The sequence below is a fragment of the Achromobacter xylosoxidans genome (genome assembly GCF_001457475.1).
Classification (GTDB): Bacteria; Pseudomonadota; Gammaproteobacteria; order Burkholderiales; family Burkholderiaceae_B; genus Achromobacter; species Achromobacter xylosoxidans.
The window spans coordinates 4,344,111-4,366,324 of sequence record NZ_LN831029.1 but is presented as its reverse complement, the minus strand read 5'-3'; the positions used below and the strand labels follow the sequence as shown (position 1 = coordinate 4,366,324).

The following is a 22,214-nucleotide window of genomic DNA, read 5'->3' as shown; positions in this document are numbered from 1 at the left end:
GAAGACAGGTACCCATTGTAGTCCGTTGTTACTACGGGTGTCTTACGGGGCGGTTTTGCAGTAGAACCTTACGGCGATACGGGGTGTCCGCGGGCCTGGCGGTAGGCGATCCAGTCGTCCGCGGCGACGTCCGGCGCCGCCCCGCGCCAGGCCGGATCGATGGGGTAGTACTGGCAGGCCACCGCGGCGGCGCCGGGCGGCGCCAGCGGGCGGGCCAGTACAGGCCGGCGCACGAAGCAGCCGGGCCGGCCGGGCGCGTATTCCTCGATCTCGTCCATCAGGGCGAGCAGGGCCGGGCAGACCGCGTAGATGTCGCCGCGCACGCGGCGGCCGTCCCGCACCGGGACCAGTCCGGGCCAGTCGCCGAAGTCCACCAGCGCGCCCGGCACGGTGGCCGCGCCGAGATGGCGGGCGGGCGGCAGCGCGCGCCGCGCGGCCGCTTGCGCCAGGTCGTTGATTTCGCCCGCGCGTAGCGTGCCGTAGACAAAAACGTATATGCTCATAGTTCAGATTGTTGCTGCACGCGGATGTGTCCACGGACATAAAGCCATGAGGCCGGCGAGGTATTGAAATTCTCGCATCCGGCCGCATATTCAGGTCATCGAGCCCGCCGGCGCGTATCGGTCAGGCTCACCAACAAGCCACAACGACCATTATGCGATTCGACAAACTGACCACCAAGTTCCAGCAAGCCCTGGCCGACGCTCAGAGTCTGGCCGCCCGCAACGATCACCCCTACATCGAGCCCGTCCACGTGCTGTCGGCGTTGCTGTCCGACCCCGACAGCGGCGCCGGCAGCCTGCTGGCGCGCGCCGGCGTGGCCGTCAACCGGCTGCAGCCGGCCCTGGATGCCGCGCTCAAGGCGCTGCCCCAGGTGCAGGGCGATGACAACGTCCAGGTCGGCCGCGACCTGCAGGGCGTGCTGACTCGCACCGACAAGGAAGCCGCGCGCCGCGGCGACACCTACATCGCCAGCGAACTTTTCCTGCTGGCCCTGGCCGACGACAAGGGCGAGGCCGGCCGCATCCTGCGCGAGGCGGGCCTGCAGAAAAAGGCCCTCGAAGCCGCCATCGACGCCGTGCGCGGCGGCGAGAACGTCTCCGGCGCCGAAGGCGAATCCAACCGCGAGGCGCTGGCCAAGTACACCCTGGACCTGACCGAGCGCGCCCGCCAGGGCAAGCTCGACCCGGTGATCGGCCGCGACGACGAAATCCGCCGCACCATCCAGATCCTGCAGCGCCGCACCAAGAACAACCCGGTCCTGATCGGCGAACCCGGCGTGGGCAAGACCGCCATCGTCGAGGGCCTGGCGCAGCGCATCGTCAACGACGAAGTGCCCGAGACCCTGCGCGGCAAGCGCGTGCTGTCGCTCGACCTGGCCGCGCTGCTGGCCGGCGCCAAGTTCCGCGGCGAATTCGAAGAGCGCCTGAAGGCCGTGCTCAAGGAACTGTCGCAGGACGACGGCAGCAACATCGTCTTCATCGACGAGCTGCACACCATGGTCGGCGCCGGCAAGGCCGAAGGCGCGATGGACGCCGGCAACATGCTCAAGCCGGCGCTGGCGCGCGGCGAGCTGCACTGCATCGGCGCCACCACGCTGGACGAATACCGCAAGTACATCGAAAAGGACGCCGCGCTCGAGCGCCGCTTCCAGAAGGTGCTGGTCGACGAACCCGATGTCGAGTCCACCATCGCCATCCTGCGCGGGTTGCAGGAGCGCTATGAGATCCACCACGGCGTTGAGATCACCGACCCGGCCATCGTGGCCGCGGCCGAACTCTCGCACCGCTACATCACCGACCGCTTCCTGCCCGACAAGGCCATCGACCTGATCGACGAGGCCGGCGCCCGCATCCGCATGGAAATCGATTCCAAGCCGGAAGTGATGGACAAGCTTGACCGCCGCATCATCCAGCTCAAGATCGAGCGCGAGGCCGTCAAGAAGGAAACCGACGACGCTTCCAAGCGCCGCCTGGGCGTGATCGAGGACGAGCTTGAAAAGCTGCAACGCGAATACAACGACTTCGAGGAAATCTGGAAGGCCGAGAAGGCCGCGGTGCAGGGCACCCAGGCCATCAAGGAAGAGATCGACAGCGTGCGCGCCGAAATGGCCGAGCTGCAGCGCAAGGGCCAGTTCGACAAGCTGGCCGAGCTGCAGTACGGCAAGCTGCCCGACCTGGAAGCGCGCCTGAAGGCCGCCGAGGTCGGCGCCGCTGAAGCGGCCGAGGAGGCCGAGGGCGGCGAAGGTCGTCCGCGCCTCTTGCGCACCCGTGTCGGCGCCGAGGAAATCGCCGAGGTCGTGTCGCGCGCCACCGGCATCCCGGTATCCAAGATGATGCAGGGCGAACGCGAGAAGCTGCTGCACATGGAGGAATACCTGCACAAGCGCGTGGTTGGCCAGGACGAGGCCGTGCGCCTGGTGTCCGATGCCATCCGCCGTTCGCGCGCGGGCCTGGCGGATCCGTCGCGCCCGTACGGTTCGTTCCTGTTCCTGGGCCCCACCGGCGTGGGCAAGACCGAGCTGACGCGCGCGCTGGCCGAGTTCCTGTTCGACTCCGAAGAGCACATGATCCGCATCGACATGAGCGAATTCATGGAGAAGCACTCGGTGGCGCGGCTGATCGGCGCGCCGCCCGGATACGTGGGCTACGAAGAGGGCGGCTACCTGACCGAGGCCGTGCGCCGCAAGCCCTACAGCGTGGTGCTGCTCGATGAAGTCGAGAAGGCCCACCCGGACGTCTTCAACGTGCTGCTGCAGGTGCTGGACGATGGCCGCCTGACCGACGGCCAGGGCCGCACCGTGGACTTCCGCAACACGGTCATCGTGATGACGTCGAACCTCGGTTCGCAGCATATCCAGACGCTGGCCGGCCAGCCGTACGACGTGGTCAAGGAAGTGGTCTGGGGCGAACTCAAGCAGACGCTGCGGCCCGAGTTCCTGAACCGCATCGACGAAGTGGTGGTGTTCCACGGGCTGGAAGCGCAGCACATCGAGTCCATCGCCCGCATCCAGCTGCGCCGCCTGGCCGAGCGGCTGGAAAAGCAGGAGATGCGGCTGGAAGTGACCGAGCCCGCGCTGGCCGAACTGGCACGCGATGGCTTCGATCCGGTGTTCGGCGCGCGTCCGCTCAAGCGCGCGATCCAGCAGCAGATCGAGAACCCGGTCGCCAAGCTGATCCTGGAAGGCCAGTTCGGGCCGCGCGACGTGGTGCCGGTGGATTGGCGCGACGGCAAGTTCGTCTTCACGCGCACATTGCAATAAGCGCCTACGCGCCGCCCGTCCAGGCGGCGTGTACAGAAAGCCCCGCAGGCGATCGCTTGCGGGGCTTTGTTTTGCCGGGCCGGGACCCGGGGGGGCGGTGCCGGCCTACCGCATCAGGAGGCGGCGTAGTCCTGCCGCTGATCACCCAATTGCCGGCCCAGCCCTTGCAGCGTCCGCAGCACGAGCGCCAGCCCGCGCCGCGTATCCTCGTCGCGCGAGAGCTGGAACAGTCCGCCCAGGCCCGGCGGGCGCGCCTCTTGCAACCCTTGCGCCTGGGCCGCGCGCCAGGCGTTGGACAGGGTCCAGGCGGCGCCCGTGGCCTGCTCGGACAGCGCGCCCAGTTTTTCCACCATCGGCGCATCGAGCAGGTCGACCAGGTCGGACGCCAGCGCCAGCAGGTCGACGATATTGTCCAGGCGTCCGCTGTCGGCCAGCGGTTGCAGCTTGTCCGCCAGTTGCGCCAGCGCATCGTTGCCGCCGGCCGCGGGCGGCGCGTCGAACACGGCGGCGCATTGCCCGGCCGCGGGCAGGCTGTTGTCGTGCGGAGCGTTCATAGCATTCCCCTGGCGACGGACCAGTACAGGCCCCGGTTGAAACCATGCCGCAGCAACCCGCCCAGCTTGGTCGGCGGTGTCGGCCGCACGTCATGGGTGTAGTCGTACCAGAGCGGCATGCCGGCGTTCAGGCCCATCTGCGCCACGGCCTGGACCCGGCCGTCGTACGCGCTGCAGGGATGGCCCAGCCGGATCTCGCCGGCGATGTTGTTGGCGATGACGGGCGCCTGGTTGTGGCACGAGCCGCCGGCCTTGCTGACCGGCAGGTCCACGGTGTCGCCGATCACGTACACGTTGCGCAGGCCGTAGACCTGCATGGTCTCGTGATCGGTCGGCAGCCAGCCTTCGTTGTCGGGCGCCTGCGAGGCGCCCGATTCCAGCACCGCATCGACCGCGCGGATCGGCGGCGTGGCCATGAGGATGTCGAAGGGTTGCTCGACGCCTTCTTCCGAATAGGCGATGCGCCGGTCGGGGTCCACCTTCGCCAGCGTGAAGCCGCGCTGGAACCGGATGCCGCGCTGTTCGAAGATGGCCGGCAGCACTTCGCAGGTGGGCTTTTGCAGGAACAGGCAGTTGCGCAGCAGTTGCGAGGTGGTCGGGTAGGTGTAGACGATCTCGACGCGCTCGCGCACGCCGCGGCGGCGCAGATAGTCATCCAGCATCAGCGTGGTCTCGATCGGCGCGATGCCGCACTGGTGCGGCACGTTCGGCGTCTTGGGAAAGGTGACGCTGACGAATACGCGGCCGCGCTCGATCGTGGCCAGGCGGCTGGCCAGTTGCCGCGCCGGCTCGTACTGGTAGAAATGATCGCCCGCTTCGCGCAGTCCCTCGATGCGCTCGGGGGCGGGCACGCAGCCCGTGGCGATGACGAGGTAGTCGTAGCCGTGGCGCTTGCCGCCGCGGGTGTGCAGTTGCTGGGCATCGAAATCGAAGCGCGTCACCTTGTCGACGCGGAACTCGATCTCGGGCCGCAGCAGGGAACGTTCGGGGCGTTTGAGTTCTTCCTGAAAGAACAGATTGAACGCCACATACATGAAGGCCGGCTTGTAGTAATGATCCGGCGAATCGGACAGCAGCATGATGCTGACCTTGCCGGCCGTCACTTCGGGGTAGAGCTTGTGCACCAGTTGGTTGGCCAGCATGGTGCCGCCGACCCCGCCTCCCACGACAACAATTCGCTTGCTCATAAAAATCCTCCGATGAGAATAATCAGGAACCAAGTGCAGTTGCGCCCTCATATGTAGCAAGCGAGGGGTTGGAGGTCAACAAAATAACTGTGACTTATAAAAGAGAATCCGTGCCGCTCGCGTTTCGGGCCGGGCCGGCGCGGCTCGACATGCCGCGCCGGCGCGAGCCGTCCTACTGTTTGACGGTGACGAACACCGGATTCGAATAGAACCACAGGTCGTTGTAGTTGCGCGCGTTGATGGCGTTGAAGCGGGCCGCGTTGTCGGCCAGGTCGATCTTGGCGTCCGCCAGCGGTTCGCCGTTGGCGGTTTCACCGGCCACGTCGGGCGCCAGGTTGGTGCCGCGCAGGCGCAGGTACTGGCTCTTGTCCGCGGTCAGCTTGACCTTGATGACGCTGTAGCCGTCCTGGTCCACCGTCCAGTCCTTGCTGGTGTAGCGGCCCAGCACCCGGGTGCTCGGATTGGTGGCATTGTCATAGGCCGGGGTGCCGGCGGCGGCGCGGGCGCCGACGTCGCCCACGATCAGGTCGACGTGATGCACGGTCGGCTTGACGTAGGTCGGGTTGCCGCTTTCGATCGGGTACTCGTAATGGTTGCTGCCGGGGCTGCGGAAGCGGATGGTCACTTCCACCTGCTCGCCCTTGGCCGCCACCAGTTCGCCGCCCATCTGCGCGGTGCCCGAGGCGCCGCGCGCCTGGAATTCGAGCGCGTCGATCAGGTCGCCGAACACGCCGAACAGGCGGCCGCTCTTGAGGCCCGCGACCACCGCCGCCATGTCCTTGCCGTCCTTCCAGACATAGGTCTTGGCGTATTCGCCCGGCGCGTAGCCGCTGCTGTACTGGCCGGTGGCGTTGACGCGGAAATGGAAGTCCGAATCGGCCACGGTCCAGATGCGGCGGCCTTCGCCCAGCAGCGCGTCCCAGGTGCCGCCGAGCTTGGCCACCAGGTAGTCGACGCCGCCGTAGGTGCGGTTGGGCAGTTTGTCGGCCGTGTAGGCCTCGGCGTAGCCGCCGCGGTCGGGTTCCATCTGGTTGCCCACCATGCCTTCGATGGCGAAGAAGATCGACGGCGCCAGGTCGTGCATCTCACGCAATTGGCCGATGGTGTACTTGCCGGCGTAGCGCGACGGGTGATTCAGCAGCATGTAGCTGTCGGGGTGCCTGTCGCGCAGCCACTTGAGCGCCGTCAGCGAATCGGCGTGGGTGGTGTAGGCGCGCGCCTGGCCGGCCAGGTCCGATACCAGCTGCGGATCGAACAGGTTGGCGGCCTTGTTGGTGTAGAGGTATTCGAACTCGGCCACGGCGCGCAGCGACTTCTCGGACATCGGGTCGTCGGTGCCGATGCCGATGTTGACGTGATCGTGCGTGGGCATGTCCCACTCGAACGACGAGAAGATGATCTTGCCGGCGTAGCGGCCCGCGGCCTGTGCCTGCTTGATGAACGGCACTTCGTAGCGCGCCATGCCGGTCGAGAACGGAATCGATCCGCCCGGGATCGCCAGGCCGGTGTGGTCGCGTCCGGACATGCGCAGGTGGTTCGAGAGCGCGGCCCAGTCCAGTTTGTAGCGGTCGAAGGCCTGGTCCAGCACGCTTTCCAGCGTGGTCTGCGCGTCGTCGGACTGGATGGTGTGCACGTGCAGGTCGCCGGCGCTCCAGGCGCCCGTGCGGACCGGCGGCGTGGGGTCGGTCACGACCGGGGGCGGCGTGACGGCGGGGGTCTCATCGTCGTCATCGCTGCCGCCACAGGCGCTCAACAGGGTTACGCAAGCCAGCGACAGCGGCATCAGGGTCCGCCGCAGGCGGGTTACTTCGAACTGCATTCCATGCTCCAGCGTCATGCGGGCCGCAAGGAGGCGCGGCGCCGCGAAGGCCCGCACTATGAGGCGCGCGGGTGACGTGGCAATGACAGGGTATGCGGGGCGAGGCCGTGGCTGCGCCTCGGGCGGCGCGCGCGGCGCTCAGCGCCTGCGCGGATCCGCCGCCGGCGCGTCGGCGACGTCGGCCAGCGCCTGCCGGATGATGGCATTGGCGGTCCAGCGGGCGACCTCGGTGACCTCGGCCTGGCCGAGGCCCCAGATGTCCTTGAGCACCAGGAACACTTCGGTGCCGTAGACCAGCGACAGCGCCTGCGCCACGCGATCCTGCTGCGCCGGCGTCAGCACGCCGGCCAGCGGCGCGATGGCGCGCCTGAGGATGTCGACGCGATGGCCGCGCACCAGCCGGGGTTCGTTGCCGGCGCGGCCGGCGCTGGCATCCGCATGCTGCTGCAACGACACCTGGATGGCGGCGCGCAGCGGCGCTTCGTGCGCTTGCAGGCGCGGATAGGCGAAACGCAGCAGTTCATCCACGCGGGTGGCGGCGTCCGGCGCGGCCGAGTCCCACGCCAGGATCGGGCCCAGGCTCTCGTCGACCACGGCGGCGATCAGTGCGCTCTGGCTGGGAAAGTAGCGGTAGGCGGTGGCGCGCGATACCTGGGCATGCTCGGCCAGTTCCGCCACCGAGGGCGTGATGCCTTGCGCCATCAGCCGCTGCGCGGCGTCCAGCAGGATCTTGCGCATGCGCGCGCGCGGCCCGTGCGGCGGCTCGCCGCTGGCGGCGGCCTGGCGGCTGGCGGGCGCGATGAGGCGCGCGGGCGCGGCCGGCGGCTTGGGGGCGGGTGTCGTGGTTTGACGTGAGACAGGTGTCTCAGTATGATTCTTTCGTCTCATTTCTTGATTCTACAGGCCCTGGGCGGCCCCAGACATATCGAGGCGCGCACCGAGTGTAGCCGCCCGCGGAGGAGTCATGACGCATTCGAATCGGCGGGTCTTCGTGGCCGCCACCTTCGATACCAAGGGCCACGAGGCCGAGTACGTGGTTGCGCTGCTCAAGCGCGAAGGCCTGGACGTGGTCTCGGTGGACGTGTCCACCACGGGCGCGGCCAGCGCGGCGCAGGTGCAGGCGCGGGAAGTGGCCCGCAGCCATCCGCGGGGCGAGCAGGCCGTCTTCACCGGCGACCGCGGCACCGCCATCGCGGCCATGGCGCTGGCGTTCGAACGCTACGCGGCCGCCAACTCCGATATCGGTGCCTTGCTGGGCCTGGGTGGTTCCGGCGGCACCGCGCTCATCACGCCGGCCATGCGCGCGCTGCCCATCGGCGTGCCCAAGCTGATGGTATCGACCATGGCGTCGGGCAACGTCGCGCCCTACGTCGGGCCGTCGGACATCGCGATGATGTATTCCGTGACCGACGTGGCCGGCCTGAACCGCATCTCGCGCCGCGTGCTGGCCAATGCCGCCGGCGCCATCGGCGGCGCCTTCCGCCTGGCCGCCAGCGTAGCCGGCGACGGCAGCCGTCCGGCCGTCGGCATCACCATGTTCGGCGTCACCACCGCCTGCGTGCAGCAGGTGACGCCGCTGCTCGAATCGCGCTACGACTGCCTGGTGTTCCACGCCACCGGCACCGGCGGCCAGTCGATGGAAAAGCTGCTCGACAGCCATCTGTTGTCCGGCGTGCTGGACCTGACCACCACCGAGGTCTGCGACTTCCTGTTCGGCGGCGTGCTGGCCTGCACCGAGGACCGCTTCGGCGCCGTGGCGCGCACCCGGGCGCCGTACGTGGGTTCCTGCGGCGCGCTCGACATGGTCAATTTCGGCGCCATGGATTCGGTGCCCGAGCGCTACCAGGGCCGCACCTTCTATCCCCACAACCCGCAGGTGACGCTGATGCGCACGACGGCGGAAGAGAACCGCCGCCAGGGCGAATGGATCGCTGAGCGGCTGAACCGCTGCGACGGCCCCGTGCGCTTCCTGATCCCCGAAGGCGGCGTGTCGGCGCTGGACGCGCCGGGCCAGGCATTCTGGGACCCGCAGGCCGACGCGACCTTGTTCGAGGCGCTGCAGGCCAATCTGGTGCAGACCGCCGACCGCCGCCTGGTGCGCGTGCCCTGCCACATCAACGACCCGCTGTTCGCCCGCACCGCGGTCGAGCAGTTTCTCGACATCGCCACACACTGAGGATTGCCGCCATGCCGCGCTTTGACCGTAACCAACTGCTGGACAAGTTCCGCGCCATGGTGCGCGACCGCACCCCCATCGTGGGCGGCGGCGCCGGCACCGGACTGTCCGCCAAGTGCGAGGAAGCGGGCGGCATCGACCTGATCGTGATCTACAACTCGGGCCGCTACCGCATGGCCGGGCGCGGCTCGCTGGCCGGCCTGCTGGCCTACGGCAACGCCAACGAGATCGTGGTCGACATGGGCCGCGAAGTGCTGCCGGTGGTCAAGCGCACGCCGGTGCTGGCCGGCGTCAACGGCACCGATCCGTTCTGCGACTTCGACGTGTTCCTGGACGATCTCAAGCGCCAGGGTTTTGCCGGCGTGCAGAATTTCCCCACCGTGGGCCTGATCGACGGCACCTTCCGCGCCAACCTGGAAGAGACCGGCATGGGCTACGCGCTGGAAGTGGACATGATCCGCCTGGCGCACGAAAAGGGCATGCTGACCACGCCCTACGTGTTCAACGAGGACGACGCCGTGGCGATGACGCAGGCCGGCGCCGACATCATCGTCGCGCACATGGGCCTGACCACCGGCGGCTCGATCGGCGCCGAGACCGCGCTGACGCTGGATGACTGCGTCGCCGCCATCGACCGCATCGCCGCGGCCGCGCTGGCCGTGCGTCCGGACGTGATCGTGCTGTGCCACGGCGGCCCCATCGCCACGCCCGAGGACGCTGCCCACATCCTGCGCCACTGCCGGCATTGCCATGGCTTCTACGGCGCCAGCTCGATGGAGCGCCTGCCCACCGAACAGGCGCTGACCGCCGCCACCCGCGAGTTCAAGCAACTGACGTTCTGAGTTTTCCCCTTCATCCGTTTCCGCCGGGGCGCCGCGCGCCCGTCAGGAGTCCGCATGCCGCATACCGTCTACACCAGCGCCATCGTCCAGGCGCCGCTGGCCAAGGTCTGGCCGCTGTTTCGTGATTTCAATGGCCTGGCGGGGTGGCATCCCGGCGTCGCGCAAAGCCGTCTGGAAGAAGGCGGCCGCCACGATGCCATCGGCTCGGTGCGCTACCTGTCGCTCAAGCCCTCGGGCTTCGTGCGCGAGCAATTGCTGATGCTGGACGATCCGGGCACGGCGCTGCGCTATTCGATCATCGAGACCGACCTGCCGATGCGCGACTATGTCGCCGGCGTCGCCTTGCGCGCGATCACCGAGAGCGGTGCCACGCTGGTCGAATGGTGGGCCGACTTCCGCGTCGAGGATGGCGCCGACCTGCAGGCGGTGGCAACCGCCGTGGGGCAGGGCGTGTTCGCCGCCGGACTGGCGGCGCTGGACGAAAAGCTGCGCGCCTGAGCGGCGCGTATCGTCGCGGCGGGGCGGGCGCATGCCCCGCCGGCGTTGCCACGGCGACGCCGATGCGCCTCAGGCGCGCCGGCGGGTCGCGCCCGCGGCCAGCTTGCAGCCGGCCGGCAACGGCGCGCCGCGCAGGTAGTCGCGGATGGCGCGGATCAGCGCTTCGGCGGCCGGACTCAGCGCGTGCTCCTTGTGGCGGATGATGCACAGCGTGCGCACCACCGTGGGCCGCGCCAGCAGCGCGTAGTCCAGTCCGGGTTCCAGCACGCGTTGCGCCGCCAGCGCCGGCAGCAGCGCCACGCCCACGCCGGCCTTCACCAACGCTGCCTGGGAAGTGGTGCTGGAGGCCTCGTAGAACGGCGCGGCGGCTTCGATCGGCAGGTCCGCGCGCGCCCGCAGCAGCGCCATGATGCCGGTCTCGTCCACCACCCCCACCAGCTTGCGGCCCGCCAGGTCGGACCAGCGCATGGCGCCGTCGCGCCCCGGCCGCAGGCTGGCGTCGTCGCGCCGGTACAGCACGCCGAAGCGATCCTCCAGCAGCGCGTCGAACTGCAGGCCGGGCGCGTCGGCCCAGCGGCTGGTCAGGCCGAAATCGACTTCGCGCGCGGCCACCTTGCGCTGGATGCGGCCGGAGTTGTCGTCGCTCAGGTACAGGCGGATGGCGGGGTACTGCGCCGCGAATGCCGCCGCCGCCGGCGCGATCACCTGGGTGATGGCCGAGGGCGCGGCCGCCACGCCGACACGGCCGCGCTCCAGCGCGCCGAAGCGCACCACGTCCTCGATCGCGCCGTCGAAATCGGCCAACAGGCGCATCACGCGCGGCAGGAATTCCTCGCCCGCCGCGGTCAGCAGCACGCGCCGGCTGGTGCGCGCGAACAGCCGGGTGGCCAGCGCTTCCTCCAGCTGGCGCACCAGGCTGGTGACCGACGACTGGGTCTGGAACAGGCGCTTGCCGGCGTGGGTGAAACTGGACTCCTGCGCCACCGCGACGAACGCGGTCAGGTGCTTGAGGGTGACGTGCTTGGGCAGGCGATACATTTCAAATCACGATAGATGGATCAATAAAAACAATTTTTCCAGATTGATCGGCCGGACGATACTAGGGGCTTCATCAAGCACCAGGGCCGTCCACGGGCGGCCCGCACAAGCGGCCGGCGTCATCGCCGGCCCCATCAAGGCGGAAGTTGCATGCAGGAAAAACTGGATCTGGTCATCGAAGGCGGCTGGGTGATCGACGGGCTGGGCGGGCCGCGCCGCCGCGCCGACGTCGGCATCCGTGGCGAGCGCATCGCCGCCATCGGCGACCTGTCGGCCGCGCCAGCGGACCGGCGTCTCGATGCCGGCGGCAGGATCGTCGCGCCCGGCTTCATCGATACCCATGGCCACGATGACCTGATGTTCGTGGAAAAACCGGGCCTGGAATGGAAGACCAGCCAGGGCATCACGTCGGTGGTGGTCGGCAACTGCGGCATCAGCGGCGCGCCGGCGCCGCTGCCGGGCAATACCGCCGCGGCGTTGGCCCTGCTGGGCGACTCGCCGCTGTTCGCGGACATGGCCACGTACTTCGGCGCGCTGGAGGCGCAGCGGCCGATGATCAACGTGGCCGCCCTGGTGGGCCACGCCAACCTGCGCCTGGCCGCCATGCGCGATCCGGCGGCACAGCCCAGCGCGAAGGAGCAGCGGGCGATGGAGCGCATGCTGGCCGACGCGCTGGAGGCCGGCGCGGTGGGATTCAGCACGGGCCTGGCCTACCAGCCCGGCGGCGTCGCCGAGCAAGCCGAACTGGACGGCCTGGCGCGCGTCGCGGCGGCGCGCGGCGCGCTGCACACCAGCCACATCCGCAACGAGGGCGACGCAGTCGAGGCCGCCGTCGACGAGGTGCTGGCGGTCGGCCGCCGCACCGGCTGCGCCACGGTGCTGTCGCACCACAAATGCATGATGCCGGCCAACTGGGGCAAGAGCGCCGCCACGCTGGCCAACATCGACCGCGCCCGCGCCGCCGGCGTCGACGTGGCGCTGGACATCTACCCGTATCCGGGCAGCTCCACCATCCTGATACCCGAGCGCGCCGACCAGATCGACGACATCCGCATCACCTGGTCGACCCCGCATCCCGAATGCGGCGGCCAGTCGCTGGCCGAGATCGCCGCGCGCTGGGGCTGCGACGCGGTCACGGCGGCGCGCCGCCTGTGCCCGGCGGGCGCGATCTACTTCGCCATGGACGAGAACGAGGTGCGCCGCATCTTCCAGCACGAATGCTGCATGGTCGGCTCGGATGGCCTGCCCAACGATGCCCATCCGCACCCCCGCCTGTGGGGCAGTTTCACGCGCGTGCTGGGCCGCTACGTGCGCGAAGCCGAACTGCTGACGCTGGAGGCCGCCGTGGCCAAGATGACCGCGCTGCCGGCGCGCGTGTTCGGCCTGGCCGATCGCGGCCGGCTGGCCGTGGGCGCCTGGGCCGACGTGGTCGTGTTCGACGCCGACACGGTGTGCGACCGCGCCACCTGGGACGCGCCGACGCTGGCCTCGGCCGGCATCGAGCACGTGCTGGTCAACGGCTGCGCGGTGTTCCCGCAAGCCCCCCCGTCGCATCGCCCCGGCAGGATCCTGCGCCGCGACGCCAGCGTCGCGGGCGCGCCGGAATTTTCCCGATGACAAGCAGAACCGATCCCCACAGGAGACAACCCCATGATCCGCAAGACTTGCGCCGCCCTGGCGCTGGCCGCCCTGTTGCCCGCGGCGCACGCCGAATTCCCCGACCGTCCCATCACCTTGATCGTGCCGTTCCCGGCCGGCGGCCCCACCGATATCGTCGGCCGCCTGGCCGCCGCCAAGGCGGGCGAGATACTGGGGCAGCAGGTCGTGGTCGAGAACCGCACCGGCGCCTCCGGCACCATCGGCATGGCCGCCACCGCGCGCGCCAAGCCGGACGGCTACACCGTGGGGCTGGCGACCGTCAGCACCCATGGCACCGCGCCGCACCTGTTCCCCAAGCTGGCCTACGACCCGGTCAAGGACTTCACGCCCATCAGCAACCTGGTGACCAGCCCCAACATCCTCAGCGTCAACCCGCAATACCCGGCGAAGACGCTGGCCGAGTTCGTGTCGCACGTGCGCGCCAATCCGGGCAAGGACGGCTACGCCAATGCCGGCGCCGGCGGCGTCAATGACCTGGGCATGATCTGGTTCCTGCAGATCACCGGGGGCAAGATGAACAGCATCTCGTACCGCGGCTCGGCGCCGGCCTTGACCGACACGGTGGGCGGCGTGGTGCCGGTGATCTTCGACAACTTCCCGTCGTCGCTGCCCTACATCAAGAGCAATCACCTGCGGGCGCTGGCCATCACCGGGACCGCGCGCAACCCGCGCCTGCCGGACGTGCCGACCTTCGCCGAGCAGGGCTACAAGGATTACGACGTCACCGCCTGGTACGGCGTGGTGGGGCCGGCGGGCATGCCGGCGGACGTGCGCGACAAGCTCGCGCAGGCCTTCGCCCAGGCGGTGCGCGACCCCGCCACCGCCGCCAAGATGGAAGAGACCGGCGCCTTCCCGCTGGGCAATACGCCGGCCGAGTTCGGCGAACAGATCCGCGCCGAACGCGATCGCTGGAAGTCGGTGATCGAGCGCGCGCAGATCAAGCTGCAATAAGGCCGGGAGCCGGCCGTCTCCGGGGCGGCGGCCTTTCCGGCCAACCGGGTCACGGCGGCCAGGCGGTCCACGCGCGGGAAAATTCAAATAAGATAGGTCACCCGTTACGTGTTACCGGAGGTCGTCATGCTTGACTCGCAAGTCGTGGATCAGATCGGTCGTCACTGGGGTTGGGTGGCATTGCGCGGCGTCGTCGCCATCCTGTTCGGCCTGATGGCCATGTTCATGCCGGCGATCACCTTGTCGGCGCTGGTGCTGGTGTGGGGCGCGTTCGCGCTGGCCGACGGCGTGCTGGCGCTGATCGCCGGCATCCGCATCCGCGAGCGCGGCAAGCCGCTGTGGGCGCTGATCATCGTCGGCCTGTTGGGCGTGGCGGCCGGCATCGCCACCTTCCTGTGGCCGGGCCTGACGGCGTTGATCCTGCTCTACATCATCGCCATCTGGGCGCTGGTGGCGGGCGTGTTCCAGATCGTCGCCGCAATCCGCTTTCGCAAGGAAATCCGCAACGAGTGGTTCCTGGCGCTGTCCGGCCTGGTATCTATCCTGTTCGGCGCCATGCTGGTGTTGCAGCCGGGCGCCGGCGCACTGGCCCTGGTGTGGGTCATCGGCATCTACGCCGTGTTCTTTGGCATACTGCTGCTGGTCTTTTCCTTGCGCCTGAAGCAGCACCGCGCGCCCTGAGTCCATGTCCGCCTACCAGACCCTGATTCCCCTGAACTTCCTGGCCGTGGGCCTGGGCGCCATGTTCGGCGCCTGGGCGCGCTGGCTGGTCAGCCTGTGGCTCAACACCGAGTCGTGGCCCTGGGGCACGCTGGCGGTCAATCTGGCCGGGGGATATCTGGTGGGACTGGCGCTGGCGCTGGTGGCCGGTCATCCGGAATGGCCGGCCTGGGTGCGGCTGGGGGCCATCACCGGTTTCATGGGCGGGCTGACCACGTTTTCGACTTTCTCGGCTGAAACCGTGGCGATGCTCGAGCGCGGCGCCTATGGCGGCGCGCTGGGCTACGCCGGCTTCAGCCTGCTCGGGTCCCTGTTGCTGACGGGCCTGGGACTGGCGACGGCCAGCCTGTTGCGCTGAATCTGCCGCTGCCCGCGCCAAGGCGGCGCGGCGCGCGCCGATACGCGCCGGCGCATTGCCATGGGCGCTGCGCGCCTCAGTCGTCCGCCCGCGGATTCAGCACCCGCGCCGCGTCCAGGCCGCTGCGCACCGCGCCTTCCAGCACGCCGGGGTAGCCGGTGTCGGTCCAGTCGCCTGCCAGCGCCAGCGTCGGCCACGGCGTGCTGTTCAACGGCCGGGTCAGGCCCGGCACCGCCGCAAAGGTGGCGCGCTTTTCGATGAACAATTCCGCCGCCGCGACTTCCGGCATCGGCGGCAGCCGCTGCGGATAACCGGCGGCCTGCTCGGCCACCTGGTCGATGAGGGCCTCGATGGCCTGCTGGCGGTTGCGTTCGGCCAGGCCGGTGGCCGCGCTCGCCACCACCGCCAATTCACCGGCCTGGGCGTCGCCGGCCAGTTGCGCGCGGTCGAACAGCCATTGGCCGATATGGCCGCGGCCCGGTTCCTCGCGCAGCATCATCATGGGTTCGGGCAGGCGCCACGGGCCGGCCAGGCGCAGGTTGAGGGTGGCGATCGGCAGATAGTCGAAGGCCCGCAGCGCGTCCAGCAGGCCGGTCGCGCCCACTGCGCGCAGCGGCGCATCCAGCAGGCGCGCGGCGAACGCCGGCGGCACCGCCAGCACGGCGGCGTCGAAACGTTCCTGGTTGATGTCGATGCCGTCTTGCGAGGGCCGCAGCTGGCGCACCGTGCTGCCGTAGCGCATCGTGACCTGGCGCGCGGCGGCGTCGGGCCACAGCGCCGACAGGTCGGTGCAGGGCAGCAGCAGGTCGCTGTCTTCACGGCGGCCGGCCAGGCTGTCGCGCAGCACGCGGGCGAACAGCGCGGCGCTGGCGCTGGCCACCGGCGTGTTCAGCGCGGCCAGGCACAGCGGTTCCCAGACCTGGCGGATCAGGGCGTCGGACTGCGCGTGATAGTGCAGCAGCTGCTGCACGGTCCAGTCGCGCGGCGGGGTCCAGGACATGGCGCGCAGGCCGCGCATCAGGCGCAGCGTGGCGTAGCGGTCGGCCCACGACAGGCCGCGCGCGCCCAGGATCGCCACCGCCATGTGCAGGGGCGCGGGCAGGCGCGGCGCCGACAGGCGGAAGCGCCCATCCAGGCTGGCCAGCCGCAGCGGGCGGCGCATCAGCAGGGCATCGGGATTGCGGCCCACGCGGCGCATCAGCGCCAGCGTGTGCTTGTAGGCGCCCGACAGCAGGTGCTGGCCGTTGTCCAGCGGCGATTCGAAGCCATCATGGAATACGCGCCGGGCGCGGCCGCCGGGCGTGTGGCCGGCTTCGAACACGGTGACCTTGGCGCCGGCCTCTCGCAGGGCGACGCTGGCCGCCAGGCCCGCCCAGCCGGCGCCGATGACCGCGGCCTTCACCGCGCCAACCGGCGGACCAGCCCGCGTCCGCCGCCCACCCAGGTTTTCCACGCCAGCCACAGCTTGCGCAGCGGCGTCAGCGAGATGCGCTGGTGCAGCACCTGCCAGTTGTCGCGCTCGATCTCATCGAGCAGGGCATGGTAGATCGCCGCCATCATCAGGCCGGGACGCTGCGCGCGCCGGTCGGCTTCGGGCAGGCTGCGCATCGCCTCGCGGTACAGCTCGCGGGCGCGCTCGGCCTGGAACTTCATCAGCGCCGAGAAGCGTTCGGAATATTCGCCGTTCAGGATGTCCGAGGCCTTGACCTCGAACTGCTGCATGTCGTTGACCGGGATGTAGATGCGGCCGCGGCGGGCATCGTCGCCGACGTCGCGGATGATGTTGGTCATCTGGAACGCCAGGCCGAGCTTCTCGGCGTAGACCAGCGTGGCCGGATCGGTGTAGCCGAAGACGCCGGCCGACAGTTCGCCGACCACGCCGGCGGCGTGCCAGCAATACTTGCGCAGGCCGGGCCAGTCCAGGTAGCGGGTCTGGTCCAGGTCCATTTCCATGCCGTCGACCACCGCCAGCAGGCGCTCGCGGGTGATCGAACAGCTTTGCAGGTGCGGCTGCAGCGCGCGGGTCACGGGATGGTCGGGCTTGCCGTCGAACATCTGGTCGACCTGCGTGCGCCACCAGGCCAGCTTGATGCGCGCCAGCGACGGGTCGGTGCATTCGTCCACCACGTCGTCGACCTCGCGGCAATAGGCGTACAGCGCCGTGATGGCGCGACGCCGCTCGGGCGGCAGGAACAGGAAGGAATAGTAGAAGCTGGAACCGCTCTTGGCGGCTTTCTCCTGGCAGTACTCGTCAGGGGTCATAGTTGGCAGGGCCGGTTGCTTACTTGATGGAGCGCCAGAGCATGATGGCCCAGTCCTTGGCGCCCAATTCGGGTCGGTTCATGAATACATCGTAGCCGCTCGCCTCGATCCGCTCCAGCACGCGCAGCCCGCCTTGCACCACCAGGCGCAGCTCCAGGCCGATGCGGCCCGGCAGGCGGCGCGCCAGCGGAGCGCCGAAGTGTAGCAGTGCGCGGGCGCGTTCCACCTCGAACGCCATCAGGGCGCGCCAGCCCGGCGTCAGGCGGCAGGCGGCCAGGTCCTCTTCCGAGACGTCGAAGCGGTTCAGGTCTTCCTGCGGCAGGTAGACGCGGTGCTTGTGCCAATCGACCCGCACGTCCTGCCAGAAGTTCACCAATTGCAGCCCGGTGCAGATGGCGTCCGATTGTTCCACGTCGCGCGGATCGGTGGCGTCGAACAGGTGCAGCATCAGCCGCCCGACGGGGTTGGCCGAGCGGGTGCAGTAGTCGGCCAGCGTGGCGTAATCGTCGTAGCGCTTGACGCTGATGTCCTGCTCGAAGGCCGACAGCAGGTCGTAGAAGGGCGTGATGGGCAACTGGTGGCGGGCGATGGTGGCCGCCAGCGGCACGAAAATACCGGCCAGTTCGGGGGCGCCGGGGGCCGGCACCGCGCCCGGTTCGGCGCCGATACGATGCAGCTCGGCGCGGAATGCGGCCAATTGGGCCAACCGTTCGTCGTCGCTGGCCGCGCCTTCGTCGGCGATATCGTCGGCGGCGCGGGCGAACCGGTACAGATCGGTCACGGCGCCACGCAGCCGACGCGGCAACAGCAGCGAGGCGACGGGAAAATTCTCGTAGTGATCGATGGGCATGGGTCTGGTCCTGCGGTCCTGCGGGGTTGCTTTTTTGCGCGGCGCTCCGGCCGCGCCGGCGCAAGTGCGGCCCAGGCGGGAGGCCGACCCATTTTAGATGACCGGCGCGCCCGCGGCCCCGCGCCGCCGCCGCGCCGATCAGTTAGACTTAAGCGCCACAGGATCTCATACCATGCCCCGCCCAATTTCCGCCACCGTTTCCGTTTCCGCCCTGGCCCACAATCTGGCCGCCGTGCGCCGCCACCTCGACCAGACCGCCGCCGCCGCGTCCGGCGTGGCGCCGTCGATCTGGGCGGTGATCAAGGCCAATGCCTACGGCCACGGCATCGAGCAGGCGGTCGCCGGCTTCTCCAAGGCGCAGGGCCTGGCCATGCTCGACCTGGACGAAGCGGTGCGCTGCCGCGAGGCCGGCTGGGGCGGGCCGATCCTGCTGCTCGAAGGCTTCTTCAATCCGTCCGATCTCGACATCGTCGACCGCTACCACCTGAGCGTCACGGTGCACCAGCGCGAGCAGCTCGACATGCTGGCCCGCGCGCGCCTGTCGCGGCGGGTCGACATCATGCTCAAGCTCAACAGCGGCATGAACCGGCTGGGTTTTTCCCCGGCCGCCTATCCCGCCGCCCACGAGCGCGCGCTGCTGCTGCAACAGCAGGGCGTGATCGGCTCGCTCGGCAAGATGACCCATTTCGCCTGCGCCGACGGTCCCCAGGGCATCACCGAGCAACTGGCCGTGTTCAATTCGGTGACGCATAAGATGGCGGCGGGACCCATCAGCGTCTGCAACTCCGCGGCCACGCTGCGCTTTGCCGAGATCGCCGTGGGGTCCGAGGCCCAGGCGCACTGGGTCCGCCCCGGCATCTGCCTGTACGGCGCCTCGCCATTCGCCGACGCCGAGGCCGCCGCCTTCGGTCTCAAGCCGGCCATGTCGCTGCGCTCCGAGATCATCGCGGTGCAGGAATTGAAGGCCGGCGATTCGGTTGGCTACGGCGCGTTGTTCCGGGCCGACCGGCCCATGCGGGTCGGCATCGTGGCCTGCGGCTACGCCGACGGCTATCCGCGCCACGCCGCCACCGGCACCCCGGTGGTCGTGGCCGGCATCCGCACCCGGTTGGTGGGCCGGGTTTCGATGGATATGCTGATCGTCGACCTGGACCCGATTCCGGCCGCGGGCGTCGGCGCCCCGGTTTCGCTGTGGGGCGAAGAGGGGCCGTCGGTGGACGAAGTCGCGCTGGCGGCCGGCACCATTGGTTACGAGCTGCTCTGCGCCCTGGCGCCCCGCGTCCCGGTCACCCGGGACGCCTGATGCGTTCCGGCGCGGTCGCTGGCCACCCCTTGATCGTTTTTTGAGCACTCCCGGCGCGTTTTTCCGGCGCCTGGGCAGCGGGCGCCTTCCAAGCGCCTGATTTTTCTCCGGAAAGCCGCGCGCCCGATCCGAGGCGGAGGGTGTCCGGCACGCAAGAATTGCTACGCAATTTACAAGACAGGTAACGCCGGATGGTGTCTACTTGAAGACCGGGCGCCCAAGCGCCCGTTTTCGCCCCAGTAACGAACAACGAGGTTTCGATCCATGAAGGACAAATGCGTGCTCATCACGGGCGCCACCAAAGGCATAGGCTGGGCCCTTACTCAGCGGCTGTCCGACATGGGTTGTCATGTGGTCGGTATCGCGCGCAATACCGGCGATGTGGACTTTCCCGGCTACCTCTATGCCTGTGACCTGGCCGACGCCGGCCGCACCGAGGAAGTGCTGCGCGAGATCCGCGAGAAATTCCCGGTCGATGCCGTGGTCAACAACGTCGGCATCGCCTCGCCCCAGCCGCTGGGCGAGATCGACCTGGCCACCCTCTACAACGTGCTGGACCTGAACGTGCGCGTCGCCGTGCAGGTCACCCAGGCCTTCATCGAATCGATGAAAGCGCGCCGCGCCGGCCGTATCGTCAACGTCTGCAGCCGCGCCATCCACGGCGGCCTGGAACGCACCGCCTATTCGGCCGCCAAGAGCGCGCTGGTCGGCTGCACCCGCACCTGGGCGCTGGAGCTGGCCGAATACGGCGTGACCGCCAACGCGGTGGCGCCGGGCCCCATCGAAACCGAGATGTTCCGCGCCACCCGCCCGGCGGGCAGCGAAGGCGAAAAGCGCGCGCTGGCCTCGGTGCCGATGAAGCGCCTGGGCACGCCGGCCGAAGTGGCCGCCGCCATCGCCTTCCTGCTGTCGGACGACGCCGGCTTCATCACCGGCCAGGTGCTGGGCGTGGATGGCGGCGGCAGCCTGGGCGGCCGCTCCTGATCGCCCGGATCGGGCCAGGCGGCACGGCCCATCTGGCTACGCCGTTCCTGGCCTCCGATGGAAAAACCGGCGCCCGTGGGCGCCGGTTTTTTCCGTTGCTTCCCGCCGGGCTCAGTACGGCCCGCCGGCCTTGCCGACCGGCTTGAGGTCCTTGAACTCGCCGGCCAGCTTTTCGGCCGCGCGCGCCAGCAGCACCGCGTCCACGCCCACCGCGACGAAGGTCGCGCCCAGCGACAGATAGTGCCTGGCCTGCGCCACGCCGCTGTGCAGGATGCCGGCCGCCTTGCCCGACTTGACGATGCGGCCGATGGCCGCGTCGATGGCGCGGGTGACTTCGGGATGGTCGGGCTGGCCCAGGTAGCCCATGCTGGCCGACAGGTCGGCCGGGCCGATGAAGGCGCCGTCGACGCCGTCCACCGCCAGGATGGCTTCCAGCGCATCGACGCCGCGCGGCGTCTCGATCTGCACCAGCACGCACATCTCGTCGTTGGCGCGCTCCAGGTAGTTGGGGATGCGGTTCCAGCGCGACGAACGCGCCAGCGCGCTGCCCACGCCACGGATGCCGGCGGGCGGATAACGCACCGCGGCCACGGCGGCGGCGGCCTCTTCGGCCGACTGCACCATCGGCACCAGCAGCGTCTGGGCGCCCGTGTCGAGGATCTGCTTGATCTGCACTGGATCGTTCCAGGCCGGGCGCACCACCGGCGCCACCGGATAGGCGGCCACCGATTGCAGCTGCGCCAGCGTGGTCTGCAGCGTGTTGGGGGCGTGCTCGCCGTCGATCAGCAGCCAGTCGAAGCCGGCGCCGGCGATGATCTCGGAGGTGTAGGCGCTGGCCAGCCCGGCCCACAGGCCGATCTGGGGCGTGCCGGCGCGCAGCGCGCGCTTGAACTGATTGGTCAGGATATCCATGGGCCGCGTTGAGGTCAGATGAAATGGCAGTTGACGGAGCCGAGCACGCCGTAGTCGACGTTGAAGGTGTCGCCGGGGCGCGCGGCCACCGGACGGGTGAAGGACCCCGACAGGATGATCTCGCCCGCTTCCAGCGCCACGTCGTGCGCGGCCAGCTTGTTCGCCAGCCATACTACGCCATTGGCGGGATGGTTCAAGACGCCGGCGGCCACGCCGGTTTCTTCGATCACCGCGTTGCGCGACAGGATCGCGCCGATCCAGCGCAGGTCCAGTTCGCCGATCTTCACCGGCCGGCCGCCCATCACCACGCCGGCGTTGGCCGCGTTGTCGGCGATGGTGTCGAACACCTTGCGCGGGCGCTTGCTGTCGGGGTCGATGCCGTGCGAGCGGGCATCGATGATCTCCAGCGCCGGGATCACGTAGTCGACCGCGTCGTACACCTGGAACAGCGTCACGTTCGGGCCTTGCAGGCGCTTGCCCAGCACGAAGGCCAGCTCCACTTCCAGGCGCGGCAGGATGAAGCGGCCGGCGGGAATGTCGCCGCCGTCCTCGAAGAACATGTCATCGAGCAACATGCCGAAATCGGGCTCGTCGATCTGCGATGACAGTTGCATGGCGCGCGAGGTCAGGCCGATCTTGTGGCCGCGCTTGACGCGGCCTTCGCCCAGCTTGATGTCCATCCAGGCGCGCTGGATGGCGTAGGCGTCGGCGATGGTGATGTCGGGGTGCTCCAGCGAGATCTGGCGGATCTGCTGGCGGCTGCGTTCGGCGTCGTGCAGGCGCGCCGCCAGGGCGCGCACGGTGGAAGTGTCAAGCATGCGGGGAATATCCAGGTAAGG

The 22,214-nt window shown here is 69.2% G+C and carries 21 protein-coding genes; 10 read left to right on the top strand and 11 right to left on the bottom strand.

Going from position 1 to position 22,214, the window contains the following annotated elements:
• Positions 1–68: 68 nt before the first annotated feature.
• On the bottom strand, positions 69–503 hold the full coding sequence (locus AT699_RS19655) for a gamma-glutamylcyclotransferase family protein (RefSeq protein ID WP_024069559.1): 435 nt from the start codon (positions 501–503) through the stop codon (positions 69–71).
• A 152-nt stretch (positions 504–655) separates the two neighbouring features.
• Here AT699_RS19655 and clpB point away from each other — a divergent pair, with 152 nt between their 5' ends.
• The gene (gene clpB, locus AT699_RS19650) at positions 656–3,262 is read left to right on the top strand and encodes an ATP-dependent chaperone ClpB (protein ID WP_006385057.1); all 2,607 of its coding nucleotides are present in this window, start codon (positions 656–658) and stop codon (positions 3,260–3,262) included.
• 113 nt (positions 3,263–3,375) lie between these two features.
• Here the strand turns inward: clpB and AT699_RS19645 are convergent, their stop codons facing one another.
• The 4 genes from AT699_RS19645 to AT699_RS19630 all read right to left on the bottom strand — a co-directional run bounded on the left by AT699_RS19645 (position 3,376) and on the right by AT699_RS19630 (position 7,560).
• Positions 3,376–3,816, bottom strand: a complete 441-nt coding sequence (locus AT699_RS19645) for a helical membrane plugin domain-containing protein (protein ID WP_006385058.1) — start codon at positions 3,814–3,816, stop codon at positions 3,376–3,378.
• Positions 3,813–5,003, bottom strand: a complete 1,191-nt coding sequence (locus AT699_RS19640; RefSeq protein ID WP_006385059.1) for an NAD(P)/FAD-dependent oxidoreductase — start codon at positions 5,001–5,003, stop codon at positions 3,813–3,815. The genes AT699_RS19645 and AT699_RS19640 overlap by 4 nt, the downstream gene beginning before the upstream one ends.
• Positions 5,004–5,175: 172 nt before the next feature.
• A complete protein-coding gene (locus AT699_RS19635) occupies positions 5,176–6,822 on the bottom strand; it encodes a CehA/McbA family metallohydrolase domain-containing protein (protein ID WP_024069558.1) in 1,647 nt (548 codons plus the stop codon).
• Positions 6,823–6,960: 138 nt separating this feature from the next.
• Positions 6,961–7,560 (bottom strand): TetR/AcrR family transcriptional regulator, encoded by a 600-nt coding sequence (locus AT699_RS19630; protein WP_202730976.1) that lies wholly within the window; start codon positions 7,558–7,560, stop codon positions 6,961–6,963.
• Positions 7,561–7,786: 226 nt separating this feature from the next.
• Here AT699_RS19630 and AT699_RS19625 point away from each other — a divergent pair, with 226 nt between their 5' ends.
• The 3 genes from AT699_RS19625 to AT699_RS19615 are packed head-to-tail and all read left to right on the top strand — an operon-like array spanning position 7,787 to position 10,338.
• Positions 7,787–8,998, top strand: coding sequence for a Tm-1-like ATP-binding domain-containing protein (locus tag AT699_RS19625; protein ID WP_024069556.1), 1,212 nt, complete (start codon positions 7,787–7,789; stop codon positions 8,996–8,998).
• A gap of 11 nt (positions 8,999–9,009) precedes the next feature.
• Positions 9,010–9,840, top strand: a complete 831-nt coding sequence (locus tag AT699_RS19620) for a phosphoenolpyruvate hydrolase family protein (protein ID WP_020928481.1) — start codon at positions 9,010–9,012, stop codon at positions 9,838–9,840.
• A gap of 54 nt (positions 9,841–9,894) precedes the next feature.
• Complete coding sequence (locus AT699_RS19615; protein WP_024069555.1) at positions 9,895–10,338, top strand: SRPBCC family protein; 444 nt, start codon at positions 9,895–9,897, stop codon at positions 10,336–10,338.
• A gap of 69 nt (positions 10,339–10,407) precedes the next feature.
• Here AT699_RS19615 and AT699_RS19610 read toward each other — a convergent pair whose 3' ends face one another.
• Positions 10,408–11,376, bottom strand: coding sequence for a LysR family transcriptional regulator (locus tag AT699_RS19610; RefSeq protein ID WP_024069554.1), 969 nt, complete (start codon positions 11,374–11,376; stop codon positions 10,408–10,410).
• Between the two features lie 150 nt (positions 11,377–11,526).
• On the opposite strand from AT699_RS19610, the gene AT699_RS19605 reads away from it, so the two are divergent.
• The 4 genes from AT699_RS19605 (at position 11,527) to AT699_RS19590 (ending at position 15,064) form a co-directional block, all read left to right on the top strand.
• On the top strand, positions 11,527–12,993 hold the full coding sequence (locus tag AT699_RS19605) for an N-acyl-D-glutamate deacylase (protein WP_058207430.1): 1,467 nt from the start codon (positions 11,527–11,529) through the stop codon (positions 12,991–12,993).
• A gap of 33 nt (positions 12,994–13,026) precedes the next feature.
• Positions 13,027–13,986: a tripartite tricarboxylate transporter substrate binding protein BugE gene (locus AT699_RS19600; protein WP_024069551.1), complete on the top strand. Its 960-nt coding sequence runs from the start codon at positions 13,027–13,029 to the stop codon at positions 13,984–13,986.
• Between the two features lie 126 nt (positions 13,987–14,112).
• A complete protein-coding gene (locus tag AT699_RS19595) occupies positions 14,113–14,667 on the top strand; it encodes an HdeD family acid-resistance protein (RefSeq protein ID WP_058207429.1) in 555 nt (184 codons plus the stop codon).
• 4 nt (positions 14,668–14,671) lie between these two features.
• Complete coding sequence (locus tag AT699_RS19590) at positions 14,672–15,064, top strand: CrcB family protein (protein ID WP_006384302.1); 393 nt, start codon at positions 14,672–14,674, stop codon at positions 15,062–15,064.
• Between the two features lie 76 nt (positions 15,065–15,140).
• On the opposite strand, the gene hpnE is transcribed toward AT699_RS19590, so the two are convergent.
• The 3 genes from hpnE to hpnC are packed head-to-tail and all read right to left on the bottom strand — an operon-like array spanning position 15,141 to position 18,176.
• On the bottom strand, positions 15,141–16,466 hold the full coding sequence (hpnE, locus tag AT699_RS19585) for a hydroxysqualene dehydroxylase HpnE (RefSeq protein WP_020928474.1): 1,326 nt from the start codon (positions 16,464–16,466) through the stop codon (positions 15,141–15,143).
• Entirely contained in the window at positions 16,463–17,326 is an 864-nt protein-coding gene (gene hpnD, locus AT699_RS19580; RefSeq protein WP_006384298.1) for a presqualene diphosphate synthase HpnD, read from the bottom strand. Before hpnD ends, hpnE begins: the two co-directional genes overlap by 4 nt.
• A gap of 19 nt (positions 17,327–17,345) precedes the next feature.
• On the bottom strand, positions 17,346–18,176 hold the full coding sequence (gene hpnC, locus AT699_RS19575; RefSeq protein ID WP_006384297.1) for a squalene synthase HpnC: 831 nt from the start codon (positions 18,174–18,176) through the stop codon (positions 17,346–17,348).
• A 172-nt stretch (positions 18,177–18,348) separates the two neighbouring features.
• Between hpnC and alr the strand changes: the two genes are divergently transcribed.
• A complete protein-coding gene (alr, locus tag AT699_RS19570; protein WP_006384296.1) occupies positions 18,349–19,479 on the top strand; it encodes an alanine racemase in 1,131 nt (376 codons plus the stop codon).
• Between the two features lie 264 nt (positions 19,480–19,743).
• Positions 19,744–20,463, top strand: coding sequence for an SDR family oxidoreductase (locus AT699_RS19565; protein WP_020928472.1), 720 nt, complete (start codon positions 19,744–19,746; stop codon positions 20,461–20,463).
• Positions 20,464–20,574: 111 nt separating this feature from the next.
• Here AT699_RS19565 and hpaI read toward each other — a convergent pair whose 3' ends face one another.
• Together hpaI and hpaH are read right to left on the bottom strand one after the other, a co-directional pair.
• On the bottom strand, positions 20,575–21,375 hold the full coding sequence (hpaI, locus tag AT699_RS19560) for a 4-hydroxy-2-oxoheptanedioate aldolase (RefSeq protein WP_024069548.1): 801 nt from the start codon (positions 21,373–21,375) through the stop codon (positions 20,575–20,577).
• 14 nt (positions 21,376–21,389) lie between these two features.
• Complete coding sequence (gene hpaH / locus AT699_RS19555) at positions 21,390–22,193, bottom strand: 2-oxo-hept-4-ene-1,7-dioate hydratase (RefSeq protein WP_006384293.1); 804 nt, start codon at positions 22,191–22,193, stop codon at positions 21,390–21,392.
• Between the last annotated feature and the right edge of the window lie 21 nt (positions 22,194–22,214).

Coding starts and splice junctions, on each gene's coding strand:
- AT699_RS19655 (WP_024069559.1), bottom strand. CDS start 503: ATGAGCATATACGTTTTTGTCTACGGCACGCTACGCGCGGGCGAAATC.
- clpB (WP_006385057.1), top strand. CDS start 656: ATGCGATTCGACAAACTGACCACCAAGTTCCAGCAAGCCCTGGCCGAC.
- AT699_RS19645 (WP_006385058.1), bottom strand. CDS start 3,816: ATGAACGCTCCGCACGACAACAGCCTGCCCGCGGCCGGGCAATGCGCC.
- AT699_RS19640 (WP_006385059.1), bottom strand. CDS start 5,003: ATGAGCAAGCGAATTGTTGTCGTGGGAGGCGGGGTCGGCGGCACCATG.
- AT699_RS19635 (WP_024069558.1), bottom strand. CDS start 6,822: ATGCAGTTCGAAGTAACCCGCCTGCGGCGGACCCTGATGCCGCTGTCG.
- AT699_RS19630 (WP_202730976.1), bottom strand. CDS start 7,560: ATGCGCAAGATCCTGCTGGACGCCGCGCAGCGGCTGATGGCGCAAGGC.
- AT699_RS19625 (WP_024069556.1), top strand. CDS start 7,787: ATGACGCATTCGAATCGGCGGGTCTTCGTGGCCGCCACCTTCGATACC.
- AT699_RS19620 (WP_020928481.1), top strand. CDS start 9,010: ATGCCGCGCTTTGACCGTAACCAACTGCTGGACAAGTTCCGCGCCATG.
- AT699_RS19615 (WP_024069555.1), top strand. CDS start 9,895: ATGCCGCATACCGTCTACACCAGCGCCATCGTCCAGGCGCCGCTGGCC.
- AT699_RS19610 (WP_024069554.1), bottom strand. CDS start 11,376: ATGTATCGCCTGCCCAAGCACGTCACCCTCAAGCACCTGACCGCGTTC.
- AT699_RS19605 (WP_058207430.1), top strand. CDS start 11,527: ATGCAGGAAAAACTGGATCTGGTCATCGAAGGCGGCTGGGTGATCGAC.
- AT699_RS19600 (WP_024069551.1), top strand. CDS start 13,027: ATGATCCGCAAGACTTGCGCCGCCCTGGCGCTGGCCGCCCTGTTGCCC.
- AT699_RS19595 (WP_058207429.1), top strand. CDS start 14,113: ATGCTTGACTCGCAAGTCGTGGATCAGATCGGTCGTCACTGGGGTTGG.
- AT699_RS19590 (WP_006384302.1), top strand. CDS start 14,672: ATGTCCGCCTACCAGACCCTGATTCCCCTGAACTTCCTGGCCGTGGGC.
- hpnD (WP_006384298.1), bottom strand. CDS start 17,326: ATGACCCCTGACGAGTACTGCCAGGAGAAAGCCGCCAAGAGCGGTTCC.
- hpnC (WP_006384297.1), bottom strand. CDS start 18,176: ATGCCCATCGATCACTACGAGAATTTTCCCGTCGCCTCGCTGCTGTTG.
- alr (WP_006384296.1), top strand. CDS start 18,349: ATGCCCCGCCCAATTTCCGCCACCGTTTCCGTTTCCGCCCTGGCCCAC.
- AT699_RS19565 (WP_020928472.1), top strand. CDS start 19,744: ATGAAGGACAAATGCGTGCTCATCACGGGCGCCACCAAAGGCATAGGC.
- hpaI (WP_024069548.1), bottom strand. CDS start 21,375: ATGGATATCCTGACCAATCAGTTCAAGCGCGCGCTGCGCGCCGGCACG.
- hpaH (WP_006384293.1), bottom strand. CDS start 22,193: ATGCTTGACACTTCCACCGTGCGCGCCCTGGCGGCGCGCCTGCACGAC.